The 23,689-nt window shown below is 59.4% G+C and carries 24 protein-coding genes; 11 read left to right on the top strand and 13 right to left on the bottom strand.

Features of this window, described 5'->3' with window-relative positions; all coding sequences use genetic code 11:
* Positions 1-166 precede the first annotated feature (166 nt).
* On the bottom strand, positions 167-1,999 hold the full coding sequence (ilvD, locus tag RUESEDTHA_RS17430) for a dihydroxy-acid dehydratase (protein ID WP_180887950.1): 1,833 nt from the start codon (positions 1,997-1,999) through the stop codon (positions 167-169).
* A 106-nt stretch (positions 2,000-2,105) separates the two neighbouring features.
* Between ilvD and RUESEDTHA_RS17425 the strand changes: the two genes are divergently transcribed.
* The 3 genes from RUESEDTHA_RS17425 to RUESEDTHA_RS17415 all read left to right on the top strand — a co-directional run bounded on the left by RUESEDTHA_RS17425 (position 2,106) and on the right by RUESEDTHA_RS17415 (position 4,772).
* Positions 2,106-2,651 (top strand): helix-turn-helix domain-containing protein, encoded by a 546-nt coding sequence (locus tag RUESEDTHA_RS17425; RefSeq protein ID WP_180887949.1) that lies wholly within the window; start codon positions 2,106-2,108, stop codon positions 2,649-2,651.
* An 82-nt stretch (positions 2,652-2,733) separates the two neighbouring features.
* Entirely contained in the window at positions 2,734-3,588 is an 855-nt protein-coding gene (gene sseA, locus RUESEDTHA_RS17420; RefSeq protein WP_180887948.1) for a 3-mercaptopyruvate sulfurtransferase, read from the top strand.
* On the top strand, positions 3,588-4,772 hold the full coding sequence (locus tag RUESEDTHA_RS17415; protein WP_180887947.1) for an amino acid aminotransferase: 1,185 nt from the start codon (positions 3,588-3,590) through the stop codon (positions 4,770-4,772). The genes sseA and RUESEDTHA_RS17415 overlap by 1 nt, the downstream gene beginning before the upstream one ends.
* 116 nt (positions 4,773-4,888) lie before the next feature.
* On the opposite strand, the gene RUESEDTHA_RS17410 is transcribed toward RUESEDTHA_RS17415, so the two are convergent.
* Complete coding sequence (locus RUESEDTHA_RS17410; RefSeq protein WP_180887946.1) at positions 4,889-6,199, bottom strand: ammonium transporter; 1,311 nt, start codon at positions 6,197-6,199, stop codon at positions 4,889-4,891.
* Between the two features lie 33 nt (positions 6,200-6,232).
* The gene (locus RUESEDTHA_RS17405; protein ID WP_171125856.1) at positions 6,233-6,571 is read right to left on the bottom strand and encodes a P-II family nitrogen regulator; all 339 of its coding nucleotides are present in this window, start codon (positions 6,569-6,571) and stop codon (positions 6,233-6,235) included.
* Positions 6,572-6,829: 258 nt separating this feature from the next.
* Between RUESEDTHA_RS17405 and RUESEDTHA_RS17395 the strand changes: the two genes are divergently transcribed.
* Entirely contained in the window at positions 6,830-9,016 is a 2,187-nt protein-coding gene (locus RUESEDTHA_RS17395; RefSeq protein ID WP_180887945.1) for a transglycosylase domain-containing protein, read from the top strand.
* 60 nt (positions 9,017-9,076) lie between these two features.
* On the opposite strand, the gene leuB is transcribed toward RUESEDTHA_RS17395, so the two are convergent.
* Together leuB and RUESEDTHA_RS17385 are read right to left on the bottom strand one after the other, a co-directional pair.
* Positions 9,077-10,180 (bottom strand): 3-isopropylmalate dehydrogenase, encoded by a 1,104-nt coding sequence (gene leuB, locus RUESEDTHA_RS17390; protein ID WP_170388668.1) that lies wholly within the window; start codon positions 10,178-10,180, stop codon positions 9,077-9,079.
* Between the two features lie 153 nt (positions 10,181-10,333).
* The gene (locus RUESEDTHA_RS17385) at positions 10,334-11,188 is read right to left on the bottom strand and encodes a LysR family transcriptional regulator (RefSeq protein WP_180887944.1); all 855 of its coding nucleotides are present in this window, start codon (positions 11,186-11,188) and stop codon (positions 10,334-10,336) included.
* 194 nt (positions 11,189-11,382) lie between these two features.
* Between RUESEDTHA_RS17385 and RUESEDTHA_RS17380 the strand changes: the two genes are divergently transcribed.
* Positions 11,383-11,874: a hypothetical protein gene (locus RUESEDTHA_RS17380; RefSeq protein WP_180887943.1), complete on the top strand. Its 492-nt coding sequence runs from the start codon at positions 11,383-11,385 to the stop codon at positions 11,872-11,874.
* Positions 11,875-11,966: 92 nt separating this feature from the next.
* Here the strand turns inward: RUESEDTHA_RS17380 and RUESEDTHA_RS17375 are convergent, their stop codons facing one another.
* The 6 genes from RUESEDTHA_RS17375 to RUESEDTHA_RS17350 all read right to left on the bottom strand — a co-directional run bounded on the left by RUESEDTHA_RS17375 (position 11,967) and on the right by RUESEDTHA_RS17350 (position 16,934).
* Positions 11,967-12,995 carry an endonuclease/exonuclease/phosphatase family protein gene (locus RUESEDTHA_RS17375; protein WP_180887942.1) on the bottom strand — a complete coding sequence of 343 codons (1,029 nt, stop codon included), beginning with the start codon at positions 12,993-12,995 and terminating at the stop codon, positions 11,967-11,969.
* Positions 12,992-13,822 carry a hypothetical protein gene (locus RUESEDTHA_RS17370; protein ID WP_180887941.1) on the bottom strand — a complete coding sequence of 277 codons (831 nt, stop codon included), beginning with the start codon at positions 13,820-13,822 and terminating at the stop codon, positions 12,992-12,994. Before RUESEDTHA_RS17370 ends, RUESEDTHA_RS17375 begins: the two co-directional genes overlap by 4 nt.
* A gap of 328 nt (positions 13,823-14,150) precedes the next feature.
* A complete protein-coding gene (leuD, locus tag RUESEDTHA_RS17365; RefSeq protein ID WP_180887940.1) occupies positions 14,151-14,756 on the bottom strand; it encodes a 3-isopropylmalate dehydratase small subunit in 606 nt (201 codons plus the stop codon).
* 42 nt (positions 14,757-14,798) lie between these two features.
* On the bottom strand, positions 14,799-15,353 hold the full coding sequence (locus tag RUESEDTHA_RS17360) for an HdeD family acid-resistance protein (protein ID WP_171126650.1): 555 nt from the start codon (positions 15,351-15,353) through the stop codon (positions 14,799-14,801).
* Positions 15,354-15,391: 38 nt separating this feature from the next.
* A complete protein-coding gene (gene leuC / locus RUESEDTHA_RS17355) occupies positions 15,392-16,795 on the bottom strand; it encodes a 3-isopropylmalate dehydratase large subunit (protein ID WP_180887939.1) in 1,404 nt (467 codons plus the stop codon).
* A gap of 43 nt (positions 16,796-16,838) precedes the next feature.
* Positions 16,839-16,934, bottom strand: coding sequence for an isopropylmalate isomerase (locus RUESEDTHA_RS17350; RefSeq protein ID WP_254428854.1), 96 nt, complete (start codon positions 16,932-16,934; stop codon positions 16,839-16,841).
* 115 nt (positions 16,935-17,049) lie between these two features.
* Here RUESEDTHA_RS17350 and RUESEDTHA_RS17345 point away from each other — a divergent pair, with 115 nt between their 5' ends.
* From RUESEDTHA_RS17345 to RUESEDTHA_RS17330, 4 genes are all read left to right on the top strand, one after another.
* Positions 17,050-18,399, top strand: coding sequence for a mechanosensitive ion channel family protein (locus RUESEDTHA_RS17345; RefSeq protein ID WP_180887938.1), 1,350 nt, complete (start codon positions 17,050-17,052; stop codon positions 18,397-18,399).
* 155 nt (positions 18,400-18,554) lie between these two features.
* A complete protein-coding gene (rsfS, locus tag RUESEDTHA_RS17340; RefSeq protein ID WP_180887937.1) occupies positions 18,555-18,914 on the top strand; it encodes a ribosome silencing factor in 360 nt (119 codons plus the stop codon).
* 44 nt (positions 18,915-18,958) lie between these two features.
* A complete protein-coding gene (rlmH, locus tag RUESEDTHA_RS17335) occupies positions 18,959-19,429 on the top strand; it encodes a 23S rRNA (pseudouridine(1915)-N(3))-methyltransferase RlmH (protein WP_171212460.1) in 471 nt (156 codons plus the stop codon).
* A gap of 2 nt (positions 19,430-19,431) precedes the next feature.
* Positions 19,432-19,917 (top strand): flavodoxin family protein, encoded by a 486-nt coding sequence (locus tag RUESEDTHA_RS17330; RefSeq protein WP_180887936.1) that lies wholly within the window; start codon positions 19,432-19,434, stop codon positions 19,915-19,917.
* Positions 19,918-19,919: 2 nt separating this feature from the next.
* Here the strand turns inward: RUESEDTHA_RS17330 and RUESEDTHA_RS17325 are convergent, their stop codons facing one another.
* On the bottom strand, positions 19,920-20,267 hold the full coding sequence (locus tag RUESEDTHA_RS17325) for a hypothetical protein (RefSeq protein WP_180887935.1): 348 nt from the start codon (positions 20,265-20,267) through the stop codon (positions 19,920-19,922).
* A 35-nt stretch (positions 20,268-20,302) separates the two neighbouring features.
* Positions 20,303-21,001 carry a DUF599 domain-containing protein gene (locus RUESEDTHA_RS17320; protein WP_180887934.1) on the bottom strand — a complete coding sequence of 233 codons (699 nt, stop codon included), beginning with the start codon at positions 20,999-21,001 and terminating at the stop codon, positions 20,303-20,305.
* An 81-nt stretch (positions 21,002-21,082) separates the two neighbouring features.
* On the opposite strand from RUESEDTHA_RS17320, the gene RUESEDTHA_RS17315 reads away from it, so the two are divergent.
* Positions 21,083-22,522, top strand: coding sequence for an FAD-linked oxidase C-terminal domain-containing protein (locus tag RUESEDTHA_RS17315; RefSeq protein ID WP_180887933.1), 1,440 nt, complete (start codon positions 21,083-21,085; stop codon positions 22,520-22,522).
* A 65-nt stretch (positions 22,523-22,587) separates the two neighbouring features.
* Complete coding sequence (locus RUESEDTHA_RS17310) at positions 22,588-23,688, top strand: FAD-binding protein (RefSeq protein WP_180887932.1); 1,101 nt, start codon at positions 22,588-22,590, stop codon at positions 23,686-23,688.
* Position 23,689: the final 1 nt, after the last annotated feature.

Here is a 23,689-nt window from a genome sequence, read left to right as displayed (position 1 = left end):
GTCTCTGACGAGACATCTCCTCTGGTTGGGCCCGGCGCTGCGCACCGCGCGGCGCCGGGCCCAAGACCGAATGGGATAACGGCGCAGCCGATAGCGCAGTTCGAGCGCGGGAGGTTTGGGTGGTTGGAAAACCCGGCCCGTCATAGTCGCCGCCGGGTTTTCACAGTCACAACTGACGCACAGCCCCTTTGGCCGCGCTTGTGGTTAGCTTGGCATAGGCCTTCAGCGCCGTGGACACCTTGCGCTTGCGCGGGGCGGCGGGTTCCCAGCCTTTTTCGTCCTGTTCTTCCCGGCGCGCGGCCAGTTCTTCGTCGGACACTGCCAGATGGATCGTGCGGTTGGGAATATCGATCTCGATCTTGTCGCCTTGGCGCACCAGGCCGATCTCGCCGCCTTCTGCCGCCTCAGGCGAGACGTGGCCAATCGACAGGCCCGATGTGCCGCCCGAGAACCGACCGTCAGTCAAAAGGGCGCAGGCTTTGCCTAGACCTTTGGATTTCAGATACGAGGTCGGGTACAGCATTTCCTGCATCCCCGGGCCACCGCGCGGGCCTTCGTATCGGATGACGACCACGTCGCCCTCTTTCACCTTGCCGGTCAGAATGTCGTTCACCGCCTGATCCTGGCTTTCGCAGACATAGGCCGAGCCGGTGAAGGTCAGGCTGGCCGGGTCCACTCCGGCGGTTTTCACGATACAGCCGTCGCGGGCGATATTGCCGAACAGAACGGCCAGACCGCCATCCTGACTGAACGCGTGTTCCTTGGATCGGATCACACCGCCTTCACGGTCGGTATCCAGCTCTTTATACCGGTTCGACTGGCTGAACGCCTGCGTGGTGCGCACACCACCGGGGGCGGCCTTGAACAGGTCTTGCGCCTTGGGGTTATTGGCGACCTTGATGTCCCAATTGGCAATTGCTTCACCCATCGTCGCCGAATGAACGGTGCTGCAATCATCGTGCAGCAATCCCGCGCGGCTGAGTTCGCCGAGGATCGAGAAGATGCCGCCCGCGCGGTGGACGTCCTCCATATGCACGTTCTCGGTGTTCGGCGCGACCTTGCACAAACAGGGTACTTCGCGGCTGAGACGGTCCATGTCGGACATGGTGAAGTGCACCTCGCCCTCATGCGCGATGGCCAGCAGGTGAAGAACGGTGTTGGTGGACCCGCCCATGGCGATATCCAGGCTCATGGCGTTCTCGAATGCGTCAAACGTGGCGATTTCGCGCGGCAGGAAGCCTTTTTCGTCCAGATCATAGTGACGCTTGGTGATTTCAACGATCCGGCGACCGGCCTCAAGGAACAGCTCCTTGCGGTCCGAGTGCGTGGCCAACGTTGAGCCATTGCCCGGCAGAGCCAGACCCAGTGCCTCGGCCAGACAGTTCATCGAGTTTGCGGTGAACATGCCCGAGCACGACCCGCAGGTGGGGCAAGCGTTTTCCTCGATATGCTGGACCTGTTCGTCGGTGTACTTGTCGTCGGCCGCGGCGACCATCGCGTCCACGAGGTCGATCTTTTTTACATCCAGATCGGCGATGTCGATTTTTCCGGCCTCCATCGGCCCGCCCGAGACAAAGATAGCGGGGATATTCAGGCGCATGGCGGCCATCAGCATACCGGGCGTGATCTTGTCGCAGTTCGAGATACACACCATCGCATCGGCACAATGCGCGTTGACCATGTATTCGACCGAATCTGCGATCACCTCGCGTGAGGGAAGCGAGTACAGCATGCCGTCATGGCCCATGGCGATCCCGTCATCCACGGCGATGGTGTTGAACTCTTTGGCGACACCACCGGCGGCCTCGACCTCGCGGGCAACCATCTGGCCGAGGTCCTTCAGGTGAACGTGGCCCGGCACAAACTGCGTGAACGAGTTGACGATTGCGATGATCGGCTTGCCGAAATCGTCATCCTGCATCCCGGTGGCGCGCCACAGGCCGCGGGCACCGGCCATGTTACGGCCATGGGTAGAGGTTCTGGATCGGTACATTGGCATGATGCTGTTTCCCTTATGCCCCGGTTGCGATGGCGGGGTGTGTGCGTTATAGCGCACGTAACACATGTGCGCTATAACGCACAAGAGGATTCGAAAGACGAACGATATGGCACCGGATGATATAACGCTGAAACTGCGGGATGTGCGCGCGGCCTCGGGGCTGAGCCTGTCCAAGGTGGCCGAGATGACAGGCGTCAGCAAGGCCATGCTGGGCCAGATCGAGCGGGGCGAATCCAGCCCGACCATCGCGACCCTGTGGAAGATCGCCAAAGGATTCCAACTGCCACTTAGTGCTTTGATCGGGTCGTCGGCGCTGCGCGACCCTGCCGATTCCAGCCTGTTCCACACAGTGACCTTTCCCGGCAGTATCGAGGTCAAGATCGTCTTCCCCTATGATCCCGCACTTGGCGCGGAAACCTTCCACGTCGATCTTGCCCCAAACCAGAGCCACGAATCCGCCGCCCATGCCGCCGGCGTAACCGAAGAAGTGTTCGTGCTGAAAGGGGCGCTGGATATCTTGCGCGATGGGGAATGGGTGCCGTTGCAAGCCGGGCAGGGCCTGCGCTTTGCTGCAGACATTCCCCATGGTTATCGGGCGGGTGATAAGGGTGCCGCATTTCTGAACATGCACCACTATGGTCAGGCCGGATAAGCGGACCCGCGACCTTATCCAGCCTTGAACCCGCATCCCCGCGCGTATAGGGAAAACCCAAGCTCGCTTTGGGGAGGCTTTGATGCAGGACGATCCGAAAACCCTCGTTTCAACCGAATGGCTTGCAGCCCATCTCAAGGACCCGGACCTGCGGGTTCTGGACGGTTCATGGTATTTGCCGCAGCAAGGGCGGGATGCAAAGGCCGAGTATGACGCGGCCCATATTCCCGGCGCGCGGTTCTTTGACATTGACGAGATCTCGGATCGCCGCTCGGATTTGCCGCACATGGCGCCCCCGGTTGAAAAGTTCATGTCGCGCCTGCGGGCGATGGGGGTTGGGGATGGTCATCAGGTGGTGGTCTATGATGGCGCCGGGTTGATGTCCGCCGCGCGGGTCTGGTGGCTGTTCCGTCTGATGGGTCAGGAAAACGTCGCTGTTCTGGATGGCGGTTTCCCCAAATGGCAGGCTGAAGGGCGTGAGATCGAAGACCTTCCTCCGGTCATTCGTGACCGTCACATGACGGTGCGCGTGCAAAACCATCTGGTGCGGGACGTCACGCAGGTATCTGCTGCGGCGAAGTTGGCCGATCACGAGATCATTGATGCACGCTCTGCCGCCCGATTTGCAGGGACAAGCGCCGAGCCGCGTGAAGGCTTGCGTTCGGGTCATATTCCAGGCTCGCGCAATGTGCCGTTTGATACGCTGCTGAACAAGAACGGCACGATGAAGTCGCCCGATGAATGCCGCACCGTGTTCGAGGCCGCTGGCGTGGACCTTTCGAAACCCGCCATTACCTCATGCGGGTCGGGTGTAACTGCCGCGATCCTCAGCCTTGCGTTGGAACGCTTGGGCAAAAAAGACCATTCGCTTTATGACGGCTCCTGGGCTGAATGGGGTGCGTTCCCCACCCTGCCCGTCGCAACCGGAGAGACCTGATGTTCGAAAACCTCAAACCGCAGCCCGCCGATAAGATCCTAGCGCTGATGCAGATGTACCGCGAAGACCCGCGCGATCAGAAGATCGACCTGGGTGTTGGCGTCTACAAGAATGCTGAAGGCGTGACCCCGGTCATGCGCGCGGTGAAAGCGGCTGAAAAGCGCATTCTGGAAGAACAGGAGAGCAAGGCCTATACCGGTCTGGCGGGCGATCCGGCTTTTGCGGATGCGATGATCGGCCTGATCCTTGGCACCTCGGTTCCGCGCGGCAACATCGCGGCTGTAGCGACGCCCGGTGGCACCGGCGCGTGTCGGCAAGCGTTCGAGATGATCCGCATGGCCAACCCTTCGGCGCGCGTCTTTGTGTCGAACCCAACATGGCCGAACCACCTGTCGATCCTGAACTATCTGGGGATGGAGACCGTCCCGTACCGCTATTTCGACGGTGAGACCCGAGGCGTTGATTTCGATGGCATGGTCGAAGACCTGAAAACGGCCAAGGCGGGCGACGTGGTTCTGCTGCATGGCTGCTGCCACAACCCGACCGGAGCCAATCTGAACATGGTTCAGTGGCAAGAGGTCGTGAACATCATCAACGAGCTTGGCCTCGTGGCGATGATCGACATCGCCTATCAGGGTTTCGGTGATGGTCTTGAGGAAGATGCGCAGGCTACCCGCCTTGTTGCCTCGTCGGTCAAGCGTTGCCTGATCGCGGCGTCTTGTTCCAAGAACTTCGGTGTATATCGCGAACGCACTGGCCTGTTGATGGCGATCAGTGATGATGCGGCGCAGACGGCGCTGAACCAGTCGACGCTGGCGTTTCTGAACCGCCAGAACTATTCCTTCCCGCCCGATCATGGCGCGCGGGTTGTGACGACGATCCTGAATGACGACGCCTTGCGCGCGGATTGGGCGGCCGAGCTGGAAGAGGTTCGCCTGTCCATGCTGGGTCTGCGCCAACAACTGGCCGACGAATTGCAGCGCCTGAGCGGATCGGACCGGTTCGGCTTTGTCGCTCAGCATCGCGGCATGTTCTCGCGTCTGGGGGCGGCACCTGAACTGGTCGAGAAGCTGCGTTCTGATCACGGCATCTACATGGTCGGCGACAGCCGGTTGAACATCGCGGGTCTGAACGCCAACACGGTGCCGATTCTGGCACAGGCGATTGTCGACGTCGGCGTCTGAGTTATCCATAACTACCCACAAAGCCGCGCAGCATTGCGCGGCTTTTTTGTTTTTGGGCAATTCCAAAAGATAAGGCCGGGCGCGAACGCCCGGCCTTTGAGTGGTGAACTCAGGTCTTAGCCTTTGGAGAATTCGGGATATGCTTCCATCCCCAGTTCTGCCATGTCGAGGCCGTTGATCTCGTCCTCTTCGCTGACGCGAATGCCGACAACGGCTTTCAGGATGCTCCACAGGATCAGCGCGCCGACAAAGGTGAACACGCCGTAGGCTGCGATACCGAGAAGCTGGGTGCCCAAGGATGCTTCGCCGTAGAAGATCACGGCGATGGTGCCCCAGATGCCTGCGAACAGGTGAACCGGAATTGCACCAACAACGTCGTCGATCTTGAACTTGTCCAGCATCGGAACCGCGAAGACCACGATGATACCGCCGACAGCACCGATCCACAGTGCACCGAACAGGGTCGGGGCCAGAGGTTCGGCCGTGATCGACACCAGACCAGCAAGCGCGCCGTTCAGCACCATGGTTAGGTCAGGCTTTTTGTACAGCAGTTGTGTCAGGATCAGGGCTGTAACAGCGCCCGAAGCGGCGGCCATGTTGGTGTTGGCGAAGATACGCGAGACGTCTGTTATGTCGCCCACGGTGCCCATCGCAAGCTGCGAGCCGCCGTTAAAGCCGAACCAACCCAGCCACAGGATGAACGTACCCAGGGTCGCCAGTGCCAGGTTCGAACCGGGCATCGGATGGACCTTGCCGTCCTTGTACTTGCCGATCCGTGGGCCAAGGATGATCGCGCCTGCCAGCGCTGCCCAGCCACCGACCGAGTGTACGACGGTCGAGCCAGCGAAATCCGAGAAGCCAGCTTCAGACAACCAGCCGCCACCCCACTGCCAGGAACCCGAAATCGGGTACATGATACCGGTCAGCACAACGACGAAGATCAGGAAGGGGAACAGCTTGATCCGTTCGGCAACGGCACCTGACACGATGGAGGCGGTTGCAGCCACAAAGACCAACTGGAAGAAGAAGTCCGAACCGATCGAGGCATAGTCCAAAGCAGCCTCGGCAGGGTCGACGCCGACCGGGTCAAGCACGGTTGGGCCGCCAATGGCAAAGAAACCATTGAAGTCGCCCGGATACATCGTGTTGAAGCCAACCAGCCAGTACATGATCGCGGCTATGGAAAACAGCGCCACGTTCTTGATCATCTGCATGGCGACGTTCTTGGAACGCACCAGACCGCCTTCCAGCATGGCAAAACCTGCCGCCATGAAGAAGACTAGGAACCCTGCCATCAGGAACAGCAGCGTGGTGAAGATATACTGGGTATGGAGCGCGGCTTCGCCGTCGGCGGCCTCTTGCGCCAGACCCATCTGCGGCAGCGCGACGATCGCGGCAGCAGGGATGAGAGATTTCATCAGGTTCATTGTCAGTCCTCGAATGATTGTGAGTGGGGGCGCTTACAGCGCCTCTTCGTTGGTTTCCCCGGTCCGCACGCGCAGGGCCTGCTCGACATCGAGGACGAAAATCTTGCCGTCACCGATCTTGCCGGTCTTGGCGGTTTTGGTGATGGTCTCGACGATCTGGTCGGCCATCGCAGCGGGCACCACGATTTCCAGTTTGATCTTGGGCACGAAGTTCACGGCATATTCCGCGCCGCGATAGATTTCTGTGTGACCCGATTGCGAGCCGAAGCCCTTGATTTCGGTCACCATCATGCCGCGCACGCCAGCTTCGGTCAGTGCCTCGCGCACCTCCTCCAGCTTGAACGGCTTGATTGTCGCAATGATCAGTTTCACGTTGATCCCCTCTGCTTCCCGGTCTGTCCGGCTTGTTTGCACTCGCAGCAAAAAAGCGCGGCTGACGGTTTTAAGGAACTCCGAGTGCGACCGGACGCTGGGGAAATTTGCAGCTAGGTGCACAATTTTTGCACAGTTTGAGATATATGCTTAAAAAATGTGCGAATTAAGGAAGCAATTTACCGGAAATTCGGACCTCAACTTCACGGGTGTGGCAGGGTATGGTGCCTCAAAACGATAACCGGGCAGAGTTCGGAAATGACAGATTCCAAGCGCCGCAAAACTCCTTTGGTGGCGGATAAAAGACACCCGTCCAAGGGCCGGAAACCCAAGGCGACCAAACGCACCGCGAAACCTGCGGGAAAGAAGGCTGTCGCCCGCAAAACCTCCACACGAAAGCCCACCCGCAAGAAAACACGCAAGAAATCGGCCGGGGGCGGCGGAGGAATATTCCGCCGTATGTTCCGCTGGCTATGGCGGATGATCTGGGGTGTGACATGGCGCGTCGGGGCCGTTTGCGCGCTGTTGCTGGCGCTGGCGATTGGCGTTGTCTACACCTCGCTGCCCGATGTCGATTCGCTTTTGGACGGCCGCGCGCGCGGGTCGGTCACGATGCTGGACCGCGACGGTAAAGTGTTTGCATGGCGCGGTGATCAGTTTGGCGGTGTCATTACGGCTGATACGGTGTCCCCGCACCTTAAACACGCGGTCATCGCGACCGAGGACAAGCGGTTCTATCGCCATTTCGGTGTTAGCCCGCGCGGGGTTGCCAGCGCCGTGCGCATCAACCTGAGCGAAGGCAGGGGGCCGCTGTCGGGCCATGGCGGTTCGACCATCACGCAGCAGACGGCCAAGTTGCTATGTCTGGGCGTTCCTTACGATCCGGCTGAGTGGGAGTCCGAGGCGGCCTATGAATCTGATTGCCGTCAGGGGTCGTTGTGGCGCAAGGCCAAGGAAGCCGTTTACGCGATGGCGATGGAAGTCAAATACTCCAAGGACGAAATCCTTACCATCTATCTGAACCGGGCGTTCCTTGGCGCAGGTGCGCGAGGGTTCGAGGCGGCCAGCCAGCGGTATTTCGGGATTTCAGCCGCCGAAGTATCTCCGTCCGAGGCCGCGATGCTGGCGGGCCTTCTGGTTGCGCCGACCCGGTATGCGCCGACGAACAACCTGCAACGCTCGCAGGATCGGGCGCGTCTGGTGGTCGGATTGATGGAGGATCAAGGATATCTTTCCCCCGCGCAGGCGAGCGAAGCCCGCACCCGCCCCGCAGAATTGTCCGAAGCCGCCGCCGCGCGTGCAGGCGGATATTTCGCCGATTGGGTCATGGCCAGCGGGCCCGAGTTCTTCACCCGCAACACGACCGAGGACGTGGTGATCCGGACTACTTTGGATCAGCGCCTGCAAAAATCGGCTGAAGAGGCGCTGCAATATATCTTTCAGGAAAAGGTCCGCGAAGGGTCCAAGGCGCAGGCTGCGATTGTCGTGATGTCCGCAGATGGGGCTGTGCGCGCCATGGTCGGCGGTCGCAAGACGCGCGTATCAGGTGCGTTCAATCGCGCGACGCAGGCATTGCGGCAGACCGGATCATCCTTCAAACCCTTCGTCTACGCGACAGCGCTGGAGCTTGGGTATTCCCCGCTGGATACGGTGGTGGACGAGCCCTATTGCATCAATATTCCCGGTTCGGGTCAGTGGTGCCCCAAAAACTATACCAACAAGTTCTATGGCCGGGTCACGCTTGCGGATGCGCTGAAGAACTCTTTGAACATCCCGGCCGTTAAAGTGGCCGAGGTTGCGGGGCTTGAAAACGTCCGCACCGTCGCCAGCGGTTTTGGAATTGCCAATGATCTGGCCGAGGGCCCCGCCCTTGCCCTGGGCGCGTCGGAAAGCACGCTGATCGAGATGACAGGGGCTTATGCGGGTATCCTGAACGGTGGCTCGTCCGTGGAGCCTTATGGCCTGACCGAGTTGAAGCTGCTGGGGGACCAGACGCCCGTCATGGTGACGACGACCGGCATCGGAGAGCGTGTCATCAACGACAAGGCGGCCAAGCAACTGACATGGATGATGGAGCGCGTGGTCTCGGAAGGCACCGGCGCGCGGGCGCAGCTTCCGGGCTGGCAGGTGGCGGGCAAGACCGGCACGACTCAGGCCGCGCGCGATGCGTGGTTCATCGGATTCACGGCGGATTACGTGGCGGGTGTCTGGATGGGTTATGACGACAACACGCCGCTTTCCGGTGTCACCGGCGGCGGGTTGCCTGCGGAAATCTGGAAGGAAACCATGCTGCGCGTGACCGAGGGGATGACGCCGACGCCCTTGCCGATGTTGGCCCCGGACCCGCCCGTACGAACCGCGCAGCCCCGGCAGCAACGCCGCAAGCAGGGCAACGGGTTCGAAAATGCCATCAACAACCTGTTGAACAATATTTTCGGCAACTGATCGGGCAAAGAAAAAGGCGGTGCGCTGGGCACCGCCTTTTGCATCTGTATGGCTGTGTGATCAGACGGTTTCGTCCAGCGCCGCCAGAATTGCGTCACCCATTTCGGTGGTCGACACAGGCTGCACGCCCTCTTCGGCCAGCAGGTCGGCGGTGCGGACGCCATCGGCCAGAACCTTCTCAATTGCGGCTTCCAGTCGGTCAGCCTCGGCGCCTTGGTCAAAGCTATAGCGCAGCGCCATGGCGAAGCTGAGGATACATGCGATCGGGTTCGCCTTGCCCTGACCCGCGATATCAGGGGCCGAGCCGTGGACCGGTTCGTACATCGCCTTGGGACGGCCATTGGCCATCGGTGCACCCAAGCTGGCTGAGGGCAGCATCCCTAGCGATCCGGTCAGCATCGCCGCGCAATCGGACAGGATATCGCCGAACAGGTTGTCGGTGACGATCACGTCAAACTGCTTGGGCGCGCGAACCAACTGCATTGCGCCATTGTCGGCATACATATGGGTCAGCTCAACCTCGGGGTAATCCTCGGCGACACGGTCCACGACCTCGCGCCACAGGATGCCCGATTCCATGACGTTGGCTTTTTCCATCGAGCACAGCTTTTTGTTCCGGCGCATCGCCAGTTCAAAGGCCGAGCGTGCGGCGCGTTCGATCTCGGATTCGGTGTAGCGCTGGGTGTTTATGCCCACGCGTTCGTTGCCTTCTTCGAAGATGCCGCGCGGCTCGCCGAAATAGACGCCCGAGGTCAGTTCGCGCACGATCATGATGTCCAGACCGGCAACGATATCCTTTTTCAGCGACGAGAAGTCGGCCAGCGCGTCAAAGCATTGGGCTGGACGCAGGTTGGAAAACAGGTCCATTTCCTTGCGCAGGCGCAGAAGGCCGCGTTCAGGTTTTACACTGAAATCCAGATCGTCGTATTTCGGGCCACCAACCGCGCCTAGCAGCACAGCGTCAACCTCTTGCGCCTTGGCCATGGTCTCATCCGACAGGGGCTTGCCATGGGCGTCATAGGCGGCACCGCCGACCAGATCCTCGCTCACGTCGAACGCCAAACCGCGGTTCGCGCCGAACCAGTCGATGATGCGGCGGACTTCGGCCATAACTTCGGGGCCAATACCGTCTCCGGGCAGGATGAGGAGCGAGGGGTTGGACATGAAGGATCTCCTTGCGTTTCGTCGCAATGGCCCTAGCGCCTGCGCAGCATGGGGTCAATGCGAGGAAGCTGTAAGCTGCAGGTAAAACCCGTATCTGTGCCCGGAACGACGAATTCCTGAAGGAGTGCTTGCCGCGCGCGGCCCAGCCGACGTTCAGGTTTTTGGTAGAAACGCGGCGTTGAACGCCTTGCGCACCCACTCAACAGTGACCTGCACGCGCTTGTACCCAACAGTATCCGGGTTGAGATAGAGGTACAGGGTGCGGCTGAAATCCGGACGACCTGTGCCAACAGGCACCAGATCATCGCGCCCTTCGGCAAGGCACATTGGCAGCAACCCTTTACCTGCCCCCGCAGCAACGGCCGAGACCAGCACGCTGGCGTCCGTTGCGGTTAATCTCACTTTTTCGGCGTGTTTGCTCAGGCGTCTGACCGCGCGGTTGATGATAGGGCGGCTGGCCTCTTCGTCAAAAAAGGCAACCCAGCTTGCGGGTGCTTCTTGCAGGTGGGCGGCGTGGTAAACGGCGTAAGGGACCTGACCCAGTGTGACCGTGTATTCCGCAGATTCGGGCGGAACTTCGAACCACATCTGAATTGAGGCTTCGCCCGAGATACGCGTTGTTGCGGCGCGGGTCATGAACCTCAGGTCCAGTCCGGGGTTAGCGGCAAGAAACCGATCCATCCCCGACAAGGCGAGGCGCTGCATTGTCCACGAATTCCCGACGATACGCATCATCCCCACAGCGCTGGCGTGTGATTGAGAGATTTCGTCGGTCATTCGGTGATAGCTTGCTTCGATCTGCAGCGCACGTTCGATTGCAATTGCCCCTGCTTCGGTCGCCACAAACCCTGACTTAGAGCGAACAAACAGGATCACCCCAAGCTCTTGTTCCAACGCGGTCAACCGACGGCCCATTGTGGTCGCGTCTACATCAAGGAAGTGTGCCGCGCCTGTCAAAGAGCCCGCCCGACTAATGGCCAACAGCACTTTCAGATTGTCCCAGTTCATTTTCAAATGTCCTGCAAATTTGCATGATCTTGATGCGGATTAGCGGCTTTTTGTCCGCAGATTTCAATTCTAAAGTTCCGGCGTTCCGAAAGAGAGACAGCACTTTCCATATTTCACAGTGGGTTACGAGTACGCTTTTTTGGATGGTTTGGGCCGGTGCGGGTGTGCGTCGGCCCGTGAAAAAGGACAAGTGAATGCAAAGATACTCAACATTATGGGCCGCGACCGCGTGTCTGGCTTTTGTCGCCGCCTGTAGTCAGACAGAGGCCCCGGAGCCGATCCAGCCTGAGCCTATATTTAATAAATACGGAGACGTTGTCGGCTGCACCGGCGGGGCCAGCCCCAGTGGTGCGAACCCGGACCAGCCCTGTCTGCCACCGCCACCACCGCCCCCCGGAGGGTGCGATGACTCGGCGGTTGCTGGAACGGCATCGGTTCCATGCTCGCCAACGGGTGAAGAGCGTGAGCCCGAAGATAGTTCAACCTCGGGCGGGGGCCGTGACCCGGGCGACAGCTCGACTTCGGGCGGGGGGCGTGACCCGGGCGATAGCTCAACTTCCGACGGTGCCCGTGATCCAGGGGGAAGTTCAACATCTGGCGGCGGCAGCGATCCAACCGGAAGTTCGTCGACCGGCGGAGGCCGTGATCCTGCGGGCGGAGGGTCATCCTCTGCGCCGCGGACCTGACACCGCACGTTTTGGGTAACGAGTTCTTCAGGGTTTGAAGACGATCCTCGGCAAAGGACAGGGCAGCCAACCGGTTGCCCTGTTTTCCCGTTTCACTCCATTTCCAGATCGACCCAAACTAGCCGATGGCGGCTTGCTGCTTGCGCCGCCTTTCGTCCTTCGGTCCCTGTGTCAGGCCAATAAACACCGCTGTCCCGAACCGTCCAACGGGCCGAGGGCAATACGTAATCCACCCGCATATCACCCGTTGCTTTCCAAGTGACCGTCGCCAAGTCGCCTGTCGCGTCACGCGGCTGGGGGTCTTGTAGCAGGGGATGGGACAAAAGCGCCTTAATCGCCTGTTTACGCCCCTCTCCGCGGGTCGGGTCCTGATTGGCATCCCCGGCGATCACATAAGGGCCTTTGGGGGCGCTGCCTAACCGACCATCCAGAACGTGCGACCACACCTGTATTTCATCGTGATTGCGGAGCCCGTTCCGATCTTCTGGTCCGTCAAAAACAGGGGGTGCCGCGTGAAAGGTCATCAGGTCGACCGGCCCAAAAGGTGTTTCAACCGGAACCACCCATTGTGCGACCGAAGGCAACCGCTGTACCTGCTGCGCATCTTCGGACGGATAAGGCTGTCCGTCTAATACCGGCAATTGCGCATCCGGCAGGTCCCGCCAGAGCAAAGGCGAAAAATCCTGAACCTCGTCTTGGTTGATGGGATAACGCGACAGGACCGCCATGCCGCCATGCCCGGTGTATTTGCCCCAACCCTGCGCGTCGCCCGGACCATCGGTGCGACCGTCGCCGTCCATATCCAGGCCTGTCTCCAAACCCGAATTTGGCCGAGCGGCAAACTGATGGGGGTAATCCAAACCGGCCTCTCGCAACTGTTCAGTCAATGCGGCAAGCGTTTGGCCACCAAAATCCCAGTCGACACCCTGCAACGCCACAATATCCGGGTTCACCGCGGCCAAAACCTGCGCTACAGCCTGAACCTGTGCGTCGCCGCGCCGAATATCCCTGAGCAACAGACCCGGCCCATCGCGGCTGAGTTCGGTGTTGAAGGTTGCCACGCGCACGGTCTCGGCCTGCGCCATAAGGGGCAGCACTAGCAGGAATAGTATTCGGATCATGCGGTCTGAGTGGACTCGGCCGTGGAATAGGCGCGCCGTTTTTCAACGATCAGGTTCGCGATACGAAGGGTGGCCATGCCGCGCATGATCATGCTGGCGGGCAGGAAAGCCCATGCGCTCATGGTCCAGATCAGGGTCTGCGGATTGCTGAGTGAAATGGGATCCACATAATTCGTCAGCATCTTTATCATCGCCGGGATCAGGAACGGCAGCAGCACCCCGATCGAGATGTTGAGCCGCCCGTCACGCTGTAGGCGCGTGACCACATCGCCGCCTTTGGTCGGATCGAACAAGGGCAGGTTGGTCCAGACGTTGAACGCACCGTTGCCCGTAGGCCAGCCGCGCAACTTCACGGCGTAGGCAAAGCTGCCCACCGTAACCAATGCCGTCAGATATGCGACACTGGCCGATATGCGAACCAGTTCGATCAGCGGCGCACTGGCGTCCACTGGCAGCATCAGCACGATCAGGCGAACTGGCGAATAGGGAAAGTCGACGATATTGGCCACGCTCAGGCCGACCGAATAAAAGACAGTTGTCAGATGGGTCGGCGCATAGGCGTTCTTACAGATCAGCGTCAGAAACATGATCATTGTGACCAGACCAACAAATCGTAGCCGGTTCACCGGCGGCGCGTCACGGAACTCAATAAAGCTGGGGAAGGCCGAGTTGTATTCGGCAAAGGTCAGGAAAAACGCAAGAATGGCGAGAAACACGACGATCTCGGTCCCATTCGTTGACGATGCGGGCAGATACAACGCGGGGGTCAGCACGATCAACGCAACCAATATTCCCCGTATTGCCGCCCCTGTTGTGCGCGCAATCACTATCCGAACCCTTTCAAACTGGACCGGTCGGTTCTGTGCCGACTTCATTCCAACTTGTGCCCGCCGTTTGTTTTTTGACGGATGCCTCTTTAGCGCCAACACTGGCTGCCTCAGGCACTCCACTCAAGCCAAGGTGCAGAAAACACGTGATTTTGGGCAAAATGATGGCAAAACTGGTGCGGGTTTGCATCATTGCTGACGCAAATCCGACGTGTAATTTAGCATTGCCCCTACATGTTGTGGTTGCCGCGAATTCAACCCCTAGAATGCGAAAGGGGCCGCTTAAGCGACCCCTTTAAGTTGAGTGTTCACAGAATCATCCACAGAATCATACCCAGGGGCGGGCCTGACTCGCGTGATCCTCGAATTTGTCTATGTGATGTTCTTTCTCCATCGACAGGCCGATATCGTCCAGACCGTTCAGCAGGCAGTGCTTGCGGTGCGGGTCGATGTCGAACGCGATTTCGACGCCATCCGATGTTGTAATCTTCTGATCCTCCAGATGCACAGTCATGCGGGCGTTTTCGCCTTTATGCGCGTCATCCATCAGGATCGCATGATGCTCTTCCTCGACCACGATGGGCAGGATGCCGTTCTTGAAGCAGTTGTTAAAGAAGATGTCTGCAAAGCTGGTCGAGATCACCACCTTGATGCCGAAATCCTTGATCGCCCAGGGCGCGTGTTCGCGCGACGAGCCGCAGCCGAAATTGTCACCGGCCACCAGAATCTCGGTGTTGCGGTAGGCGGGTTTGTTCAGAACGAATTCTTCGTTCTCACCGCCGTGCTCGTGATAGCGCATCTCGTCAAACAGCACGACGCCAAGGCCGGACCGTTTGATGGTTTTCAGGTGCACTTTGGGGATGATCATATCGGTGTCGATATTGATCAGTGGCATTGGGGCGGCCACCCCGTGGACTTTGTCAAACTTTTCCATGTTCACACTCCTGCGGGAGAGGGCCGACCCCTTGCCCCGCGTTTAAGCTTGTTTCGCTTCCGTTGTTGCGTCGTTGGGTGCGTTCTTGACGAAGAACGCCATGAAGACCAAACCGAACCCATTGAACAGCATCTCGACCCCCAGGAAGATACCCAGAATGCTCATCAGCACAGCGGGTTCACTTCCTACATAGGTCCAGATGATACCCGCGAGCACGATCGACAAGATGCCCGAGATCATTGTCGGCCAGAAATACTGTGTTCCGCGCATTTGGAACGACAGGATAACCCGCGCGATGCCGCCTGCCATGAACAGGATCAACATGACCACCGCCAGGGTGAGCGTTCCTGCAAGCGGCTGGGACATGAAGTTCCAGCCGAGGAACAGCATCACGGCACCCATGATGAATGACAGAATCTTGTTGCCGGTCCCTTCGACAGAAAATCCGCCGACAACCTGCAACGCGCCCGATATCAGCAGCAACACGCCAGTTACCACTGTCACAGCTATCGAAGCCACCACCGGTGCGCCCAGCACAAAGATGCCAAACGCAATCGAAAGTAGCCCCAACAAGAGCCATTTGACCCAATCACTCATTTCAGTCTCTCCCTCAAATATTCAGATATGAGGGTAGCTTACATCATTTCGCGGACGTCTGTCAGCCGTCCTGTGATTGCTGCCGCGGCAGCCATCGCCGGGCTAAGAAGATGGGTGCGTCCACCCCGCCCCTGACGGCCTTCGAAGTTGCGGTTCGAGGTCGCGGCGCAGCGCTCGCCCGGTTGCAACTGGTCGGGGTTCATCGCCAGACACATGGAACATCCCGCCAGACGCCATTCGAAACCGGCCTCTTTGAAGATATCCGCCAGACCTTCTTCCTCGGCCTGCAGGCGTACAAGGCCCGAGCCGGGCACGACCATGGCGCGCATCCCGTCCTTGATCTTTTTGCCTTTCAGGATTTCAGCAGCGGCGCGCAGATCTTCGATCCGGCCATTGGTGCACGACCCGATAAAGACGGTGTCGATTTCCACGTCGCTGAGTTTCTGACCGGCTTCCAGGCCCATATATTCGATCGAACGGCGCGCCGCGTCGACCTTGCCGCCTTCGAAATCTTCGGGATTCGGCACGGTTGCGGTGATCGGCAGCACATCCTCGGGACTGGTGCCCCATGTGACGACCGGCGCAATGTCTTCGCCGCGCAAGGTGATGACCTTGTCGAAATGTGCGCCTTCATCGGTATAAAGCGTTTTCCACCAGTCCATCGCCGCTTCCCATTGGGCACCTTTCGGGGCGTGCGGGCGACCTTTGACATATTCGAACGTGGTCTCATCGGGGGCGATCAGACCCGCGCGGGCACCACCTTCGATGGCCATGTTGCAGACGGTCATGCGACCTTCCATCGACAAATCGCGGATCGCTTCGCCGCAATATTCGATGACATAGCCGGTGCCGCCTGCGGTGCCAGTCTCACCGATCACGGCCAGAGTGATATCCTTGGCGGTCACGCCCGGCTGCAATTTGCCGGTGATTTCCACCTTCATGTTCTTGGATTTCTTTTGGATCAGGGTCTGGGTGGCCAGAACGTGTTCAACCTCAGAAGTGCCGATGCCGTGGGCCAGCGCGCCAAACGCGCCGTGGGTGGCTGTGTGGCTGTCGCCGCAGACAACGGTCATGCCGGGCAGGGTCCAGCCTTGCTCGGGGCCGACAATGTGCACGATGCCCTGACGGACGTCATGCACCGGGTAATAGTGAATGCCAAAATCCTTGGCGTTCTTGTCCAGTGCCTCGACCTGAATACGCGATTCTGGGTTTTCGATCCCGTTCACCCGGTCTGGCGTGGTGGGCACATTGTGATCCGGCACCGCGATGGTCTTTTCCGGCGCGCGCACCTTGCGGCCCGCCATGCGCAGGCCTTCGAACGCCTGCGGGCTGGTCACTTCGTGAACCAGATGGCGGTCGATATACAGCAGGCAGGTGCCATCATCGGCTTCGTGGGCGACATGGGCATCCCAGATCTTGTCATAGAGCGTTTTGGGGGACATCGGTCCTCTCCCGTATGTAATGAGAAATAGCTGGCGAGGTGGCTTAGGCTGCGCGTAGGCGCGCCAGAACCGTGCGGGCAGCCCCATAGAACCGTTCGCGCAGACGCGCGCGATCTTCCAGATTCTGAAGTTGGGCCACATTGAGTCTCATGCGCACCAGATATATCGCGCGATCCCGGCAATCAAGGTTCAAAACCGCCGCGGACTTGCATCGTGGGGCTTTGGTCTTCAATCTGGCCGTCAGGAGGCGCTGCATGAACCAAGACCTGATCCCAAGTTCGGTGTCAAAGCTTTATGACGATATGGTCGCGGCCTTCTCCTCTCAGTTTGAAAATTTTGCCGAACTGATCGTCACACCGGGCTGGCGGCAGTACCAGATTATTATCATCCTTTGTCTGTGGGGAGCGGCATTTGTACTAAAGCTGCTGACCCAGGGCCGTTGGGACACTTGGGCGCGCTCGCGCAGCGGGTGGCCCAAGTGGCGTTTGCGGGTTCTTGTGCAACTGATGCAGCGCCTGACGTTGGTCTATTTCGTGGTGCTGTCATGGGCGCTGTATCTGGTGATGCAGCAGATCACATGGCCTTCGCGCAGTTACATTATCGGCGTGATCGCAACCTTGGCCGCTGCGTGGCTGGCGATTGCGCTGGTGGCGCGGTTGGTGCGGAACCGCACGCTGCGACGCATCTTCAAATGGGCAATGTGGGTCTATGCAACGCTTGTTGCCCTGAACCTGACCGACGACGTGGCCGGGTTTCTTGACGGAGTTGCGATTTCCATCGGGGATCTGCACATCTCGGCCCTTGGGATTCTCAAGGCTGTTCTGCTGATCGGCATTCTGTTGACGCTGGCGCGCGTGGGAACCCGTGCCGCCGAGCGCGGCTTGATGAGCAATGACGATATCACCCCGTCGATGCAAGTGCTGCTGGCAAAAGGCATTCAAGTTCTGATTTATGGCGGGGTTTTTCTGGTCGCGATCCGTACGCTGGGCTTTGACCTGACCGGTATCGCGCTGTTGTCCGGCGCAATTGGTGTGGGGATCGGATTCGGGCTGCAAAAGGTGGTGTCGAACCTGATTTCGGGGATCATCATCCTGATGGATCGGTCGATCAAGCCGGGGGACGTAATCTCGCTGGGGGACACGTTCGGTTGGATCAACGCACTGGGCGCACGCTACGTCTCGGTCGTAACGCGCGACGGGCGGGAATATCTGATCCCGAACGAGGACCTGATCACCAATCAGGTTGTGAACTGGTCGCATTCCGACAAATTCGTGCGGCTGGATCTGGAGTTCGGCACCAGCTATTCGGACGACCCGCACAAGGTTCGTTCAACGGCCGTCAATTCCGTTAAAACTGTGTCGCGGGTCTTGAGCGGCGGGTCTCATGAGCCGGTCTGCCATATCACCGGGTTCGGTGACAGCAGCGTTGATTATGTCCTGCGCTTTTGGATCAGTGACCCGACCAAGGGGCTGACTAATATACGCGGCAATGTCTATCTGGCGCTGTGGGATGCGTTCCACGCCGAGGGCATTTCGATACCCTTCCCGCAGCGCGAGGTGCGGCTGCTGCCCGACGCAGGCTCGCAACAGATCGCAGAGGATTGAGCCTGCGTTGCGTGGCGCTTCATTGAAATGTTGCAATCCCCTTGTTACCTTATTAGTACCCCGGCGCCGGGATTGCATGGCGCGCAGCAAAGGAGGACTATGTCCTGTCTCTACATACCCAGGCGGGTTTGCCCGCCGATGACGGGGCCAGCGTGATGGCCCACTCTCAGTCAATCAGCGACAAGCTGCTTGAGCGTATCCTTTCCTCACTTTCCGATGACAAGGCCGAAGACGTCGTGCAGATCAACCTGCAAGGTAAGTCTTCTGTTGCGGATCACATGGTGATTGCCTCGGGTCGGTCGACCCGTCAGGTGGCGGCCATGGCGGAAAAGTTGACCGATCGCATCAAGCAGGAATTCGGTTTCACCTCGAAGGTCGAAGGCAAAGATACCGGCGACTGGGTGCTGATCGATACGGGCGATGTGATCGTCCATATCTTCCGCCCCGAAGTGCGCGAATTCTATCAGCTGGAAAAGATGTGGCTGCCCGCGGGCGGCAGCGCCTCAGCCAACTGAGGCGCTATCCCGGCCTGAATTAACAGGCCGGAGGCGAGAGAGATATGCGGATCAGCATAGTTGCGGTCGGGCGATTGCGCGCCGGACCCGAAAAGACCCTGCTTGACGATTACCTGACACGCTTTGATCGGACCGGGCGCGCTTTGGGCCTTGGTCCCGCGCGGGTGATCGAGGTTGAGGATAAGAAAAACGCGGGCATGGGGGCCGAGGCGACTTTGCTGCGCAAGGCGCTGCCCAAAGGGGCTGTGATCTGTACGCTGGACGAACGCGGGCGGGTGATGTCCTCACCTGATTTTGCGAAAAAGCTAGGCAGTTGGCGTGACGCCGGGCGGCAGGATCTGGCGCTGATCATTGGTGGAGCCGACGGAATAGACCCTAATCTGCGTTCGCAGGCGGATTTTTCCCTCTCATTCGGGTCGATGGTCTGGCCTCATATGCTGGTCCGTGTGATGCTGGCCGAGCAACTCTATCGGGCCGCAACCATATTGTCTGGCGGTCCCTATCACCGGGTCTGACCATGGCGCAGCTATTGATCGTTTACCACTCGCGCACCGGCGGAGCCCGGCAGATGGCCGAAGCTGCGGCCCGGGCCGCGCAGGGCGAAGCGGATGTTATCCTGAAAACCGCTAATCAGGCTGGACCCGATGATCTGCTGCAAGCCGACGGCTATATCTTCTGCGCGCCCGAGAATCTTGCTGCGATTTCGGGTCTGATGAAGGAATTTTTCGATCGCAGCTATTACCCGGTGCTGGGCCGGATCGAGGGCCGCCCCTATGCCCAGATGATCTGCGCCGGGTCCGATGGCGAAAACGCGGCCCGCCAGATCGCCCGCATCGCAACAGGCTGGCGGCTGAAAGAGGTGCAACCGCCTTTGATCATCTGCACCCATGCGCAAACGTCCGAGGCTATATTGGCCGCGAAAACCATCCCTTCCGGCCAGCTTGAAACCTGTCGAGAGCTTGGACTGGCCATGGCCGCCGGGTTGCAAATGCGCGTCTTCTGACCTCAGTCCAGATCGACCACATAGGTATCTTTGGCCCAGCCATCCGTATTGGTGCGGGCCTGTACCTGAACCTGCGTGACGCCGTCAGGAATCGCCACTCCGCTAAGGGATCGGGTAAAGGGCTGTTCATTCTCATGCGGGTGATGCAGCACGCGCATTCCCAGCTCTTGCCCCTGCATATCCAGCACCCGCCAGCCATCGGCATAATCGTCCCAACCCGTTTCGGGGTGAAGGACAGTCACGTCGAATCGCCATGTCTCACCGCTCTGTTTCGCGGTGACGTTTTCAATTACGGGATCGTCGGCAAAGGCGGGTGTGGCCAAAAGGGCGGTCAGAACAAGATATCTCATGATGTGAACCTAATCGTTTTGGTGCGATCCGGCGATCACGATCCAGTGTTGAGCAGAACCGTGCGCGAATGCGATGCGAACTCACGCCGATACAGCATGGCGAGTGTCGTTACCGTACCGGCAATCAACGCCAGAGGTCCCAATATCCACGCCACAGCAGCCAGCGCGAAATAGGTCGCCCGCAGGCCGCGATTAAAGCTGCGCGCGGCGGTGACGCAAATCTCGGCCGCTTGGGCGGCGCGGGGATAAGCGGAGGGGTCTTCGGGTTCATTGGGGACAGCGGCCATCAGCACGGCGCAATAGCCAAACAATCGGTGTGCCCAGACGTATTTCAAAAAGGCATTGGCCAAAAACAGCAGGATGATCAGAATCTTGACCTCCCACACCATCGCGGGGGCCGTTCCCAGCGCTAGGTCCTGCGCCAGCCCGGCCAGCCGTTCCGTATTGCCCAACAGGGCCAATCCACCCCCGATTGCAATCATCGTGGTCGAGGCAAAGAACGTGCTGCCCTGCCGCATCGTGCCCACCACCTGCGCATCAAACATGCGTGGCTGGCGCGTGACCATTTCCTTCATCCAGTCGCGGCGATAGTCATCCATAATCATCCCGACCGAGGGTTTGCCAGGCGACGGATTTTCGATCCGCCAGCCGATCCACAGCCATGCGCCGATCAGCAGGGCAATGCCGACAAAGTCCAGTGGCGCGAAGGGCAATGTTTGATCAATCCAGGACATAGGCGCGACACTAAGTCGTGACGTCGCAACTTGCCAGATCGGAAAATTGGTAATATTATTTTACCAAACGGAGGGCCAGCCATGGAAATGCCAAAGCCAAACCCAGACATTCTGCGCCGCAAGGATGTGGTCCTGCGACGCCTGTTACAGGTTCTGCCCGACGACGCCGTGATCCACGATCCGACTGAGACGCGCGCTTATGAGTGCGATGCGCTGACGGCCTATCGTTGCCCTCCGATGCTGGCTGTTCTGCCATCCACGACCGCCGAGGTCTCGGACGTGCTGCGCATCTGCAACGAAGAAGGCGTTCCGGTTGTTCCGCGCGGCTCGGGGACATCTCTGGCCGGTGGCGCATTGCCCACGGCGGACAGTGTCATTCTGGGTGTCGCACGCATGAATGAGGTGTTGGAGGTCGACTATGACAACCGATTTATCCGGGTCCAGACCGGGCGCACCAACCTAAGCGTGACCGGGGCCGTGGAAGAAAATGACTTCTTTTATGCGCCCGACCCTTCGTCGCAACTGGCCTGCGCGATTGCGGGGAATATCGCGATGAATTCGGGCGGGGCGCATTGTTTGAAATACGGCGTGACCACGAACAATCTGCTGGGCGTCACGATGGTCATGATGGATGGCAGCGTGGTCGAGATCGGCGGCGCGCATCTGGATGCGGGCGGGCTGGACTTGCTGGGTGTGGTCTGCGGTTCCGAGGGGCAGTTGGGCGTCGTGACCGAGGCCACCTTGCGCATCCTGCGCAAGCCCGAGGGCGCGCGGCCCGTGCTAATGGGGTTCGATGACAACGAAGTCGCCGGGCAATGCGTGTCGGATATCATCAAATCGGGCATTCTGCCGGTGGCGATCGAGTTCATGGATACGTTGTGCATCAAGGCGTGTGAGAACTTTGCCCATGCCGGCTATCCCGATTGTCATGCGCTGCTGATCGTCGAGGTTGAAGGGTCCGAGGCCGAAATCGACTATCAACTGTCGAAAATCGTTGAGATCGCGAAACGTCACAACCCGGTCGAGTTGCGCGAAAGCCAATCCGCCGAGGAAAGCGCCAAGATCTGGCTGGGACGCAAGTCGGCATTTGGCGCGATGGGGCAGATGAACGACTACATGTGTCTGGATGGGACGATCCCTGTGTCTGCTCTTCCGCAGGTGTTGCGCCGGATCGGAGAGTTGAGCGAGGATTACGGATTGCCTGTGGGCAACGTGTTCCACGCAGGTGATGGGAATATGCACCCGCTGATTCTGTTTGACGCCAACAAGCCCGGCGACCTTGAGAAATGCGAGGCGTTCGGGGCAGATATCCTCAAGCTGTGTGTGGATGTGGGCGGATGTCTGACCGGTGAACACGGAGTCGGTATCGAAAAGCGGGATTTGATGTCGCATCAATACGCGCCTGCGGACCTTGAGGCGCAGATGGCGGTAAAGGATGTGTTCGATCCAAACTGGCTTTTAAACCCGGCCAAAGTGTTCCCGCTGGATGTATCCGAAGTTCGCAGGATCGCTGCTGAATAGGGGGCGCTGCCCCCATCGCGGCAGGCCGCGATTCCCCCGAAGTATTTTTGAACAGAAGAAGTGTCATGAGACCTGAAACAGAGGCCGAGTTGGCCGAGATAGTGGCTGGACTGCAAGGGCCCGTGCGAATTGCCGGTGGTGGAACCCGAGGGATCGGCGGGCCGGATGACCTTGTTGAAACTGGCGGTTTGAGCGGGATTACCTTGTATGAGCCAGGCGCGCTGACGATCGTGGCGCAAGCCGGGACCTCCGTGGCTGAGATCGAGGCCGCGCTGGACGCCGAAGGTCAACAATTGGCGTTCGAACCGATGGATCATCGCGGCCTGTTGGGTACCAATGGCACACCGACGATTGGTGGCGTCGTGGCCGCCAATATTTCGGGGCCGCGCCGGATTCAGGCGGGGGCGTGCCGCGATTTCCTGCTGGGCGTCCGTTACGTCGACGGTCGGGGTCAGATCGTAAAGAATGGCGGGCGGGTGATGAAAAACGTGACCGGGTATGACCTGGTCAAGTTGATGAGCGGTGCCTGGGGAACGCTGGGCGTGTTGACCGAGGTTTCGCTGAAAGTCCTGCCCAAGCCCGAGGCGATCGCAACGCTGCAAATCCCGGTCGCGGATGCAGGAACGGCAATTCGGGTGCTCTCTGCTGCATTGAAATCCCCGTTCGAGGTAAGCGGAGCGGCCTATGACCCCCAAACAGGCCGTGCCTTGCTGCGGCTGGAAGGGTTTGCGGATTCGGTGGCTTACAGGGTGGAGCAGTTGAAATCCACGCTGGCCGGTTTTGGCGCGCCAGAAGAGATCGAGGGTTTGCCTGACTTGTGGCGCGGCATTCGGGATGCCGCTGTGTTCCATGACAAGGAGGGCGATGTTTGGCGTATCTCGGTCAAACCGACGGACGCGCCAGAGGTGTCCGCGCGTCTGGACGCAAGCCAGACTCTGCTTGATTGGGGCGGCGGATTGATCTGGGCGCTTGTTCCCAAGGGCACCGATCTGCGCGCACGTCTAGGTGCGTTCGACGGTCATGCGACGATTGTCCGAGCGGATACAGAAACCACCGGAAATTTGGGCCGTTTCCAACCCGAAACTGCTGGTATAGCGGCTCTAACACATGGACTTCGGCAGAAATTTGATCCGCGTGGTTTGTTCAACCCGGGACTGATGGGGTAGA

This window comes from Ruegeria sp. THAF57 (genome assembly GCF_903914075.1).
Classification (GTDB): domain Bacteria; phylum Pseudomonadota; class Alphaproteobacteria; order Rhodobacterales; family Rhodobacteraceae; genus Ruegeria.
This window is presented reverse-complemented; position numbering and strand designations above follow the sequence as displayed.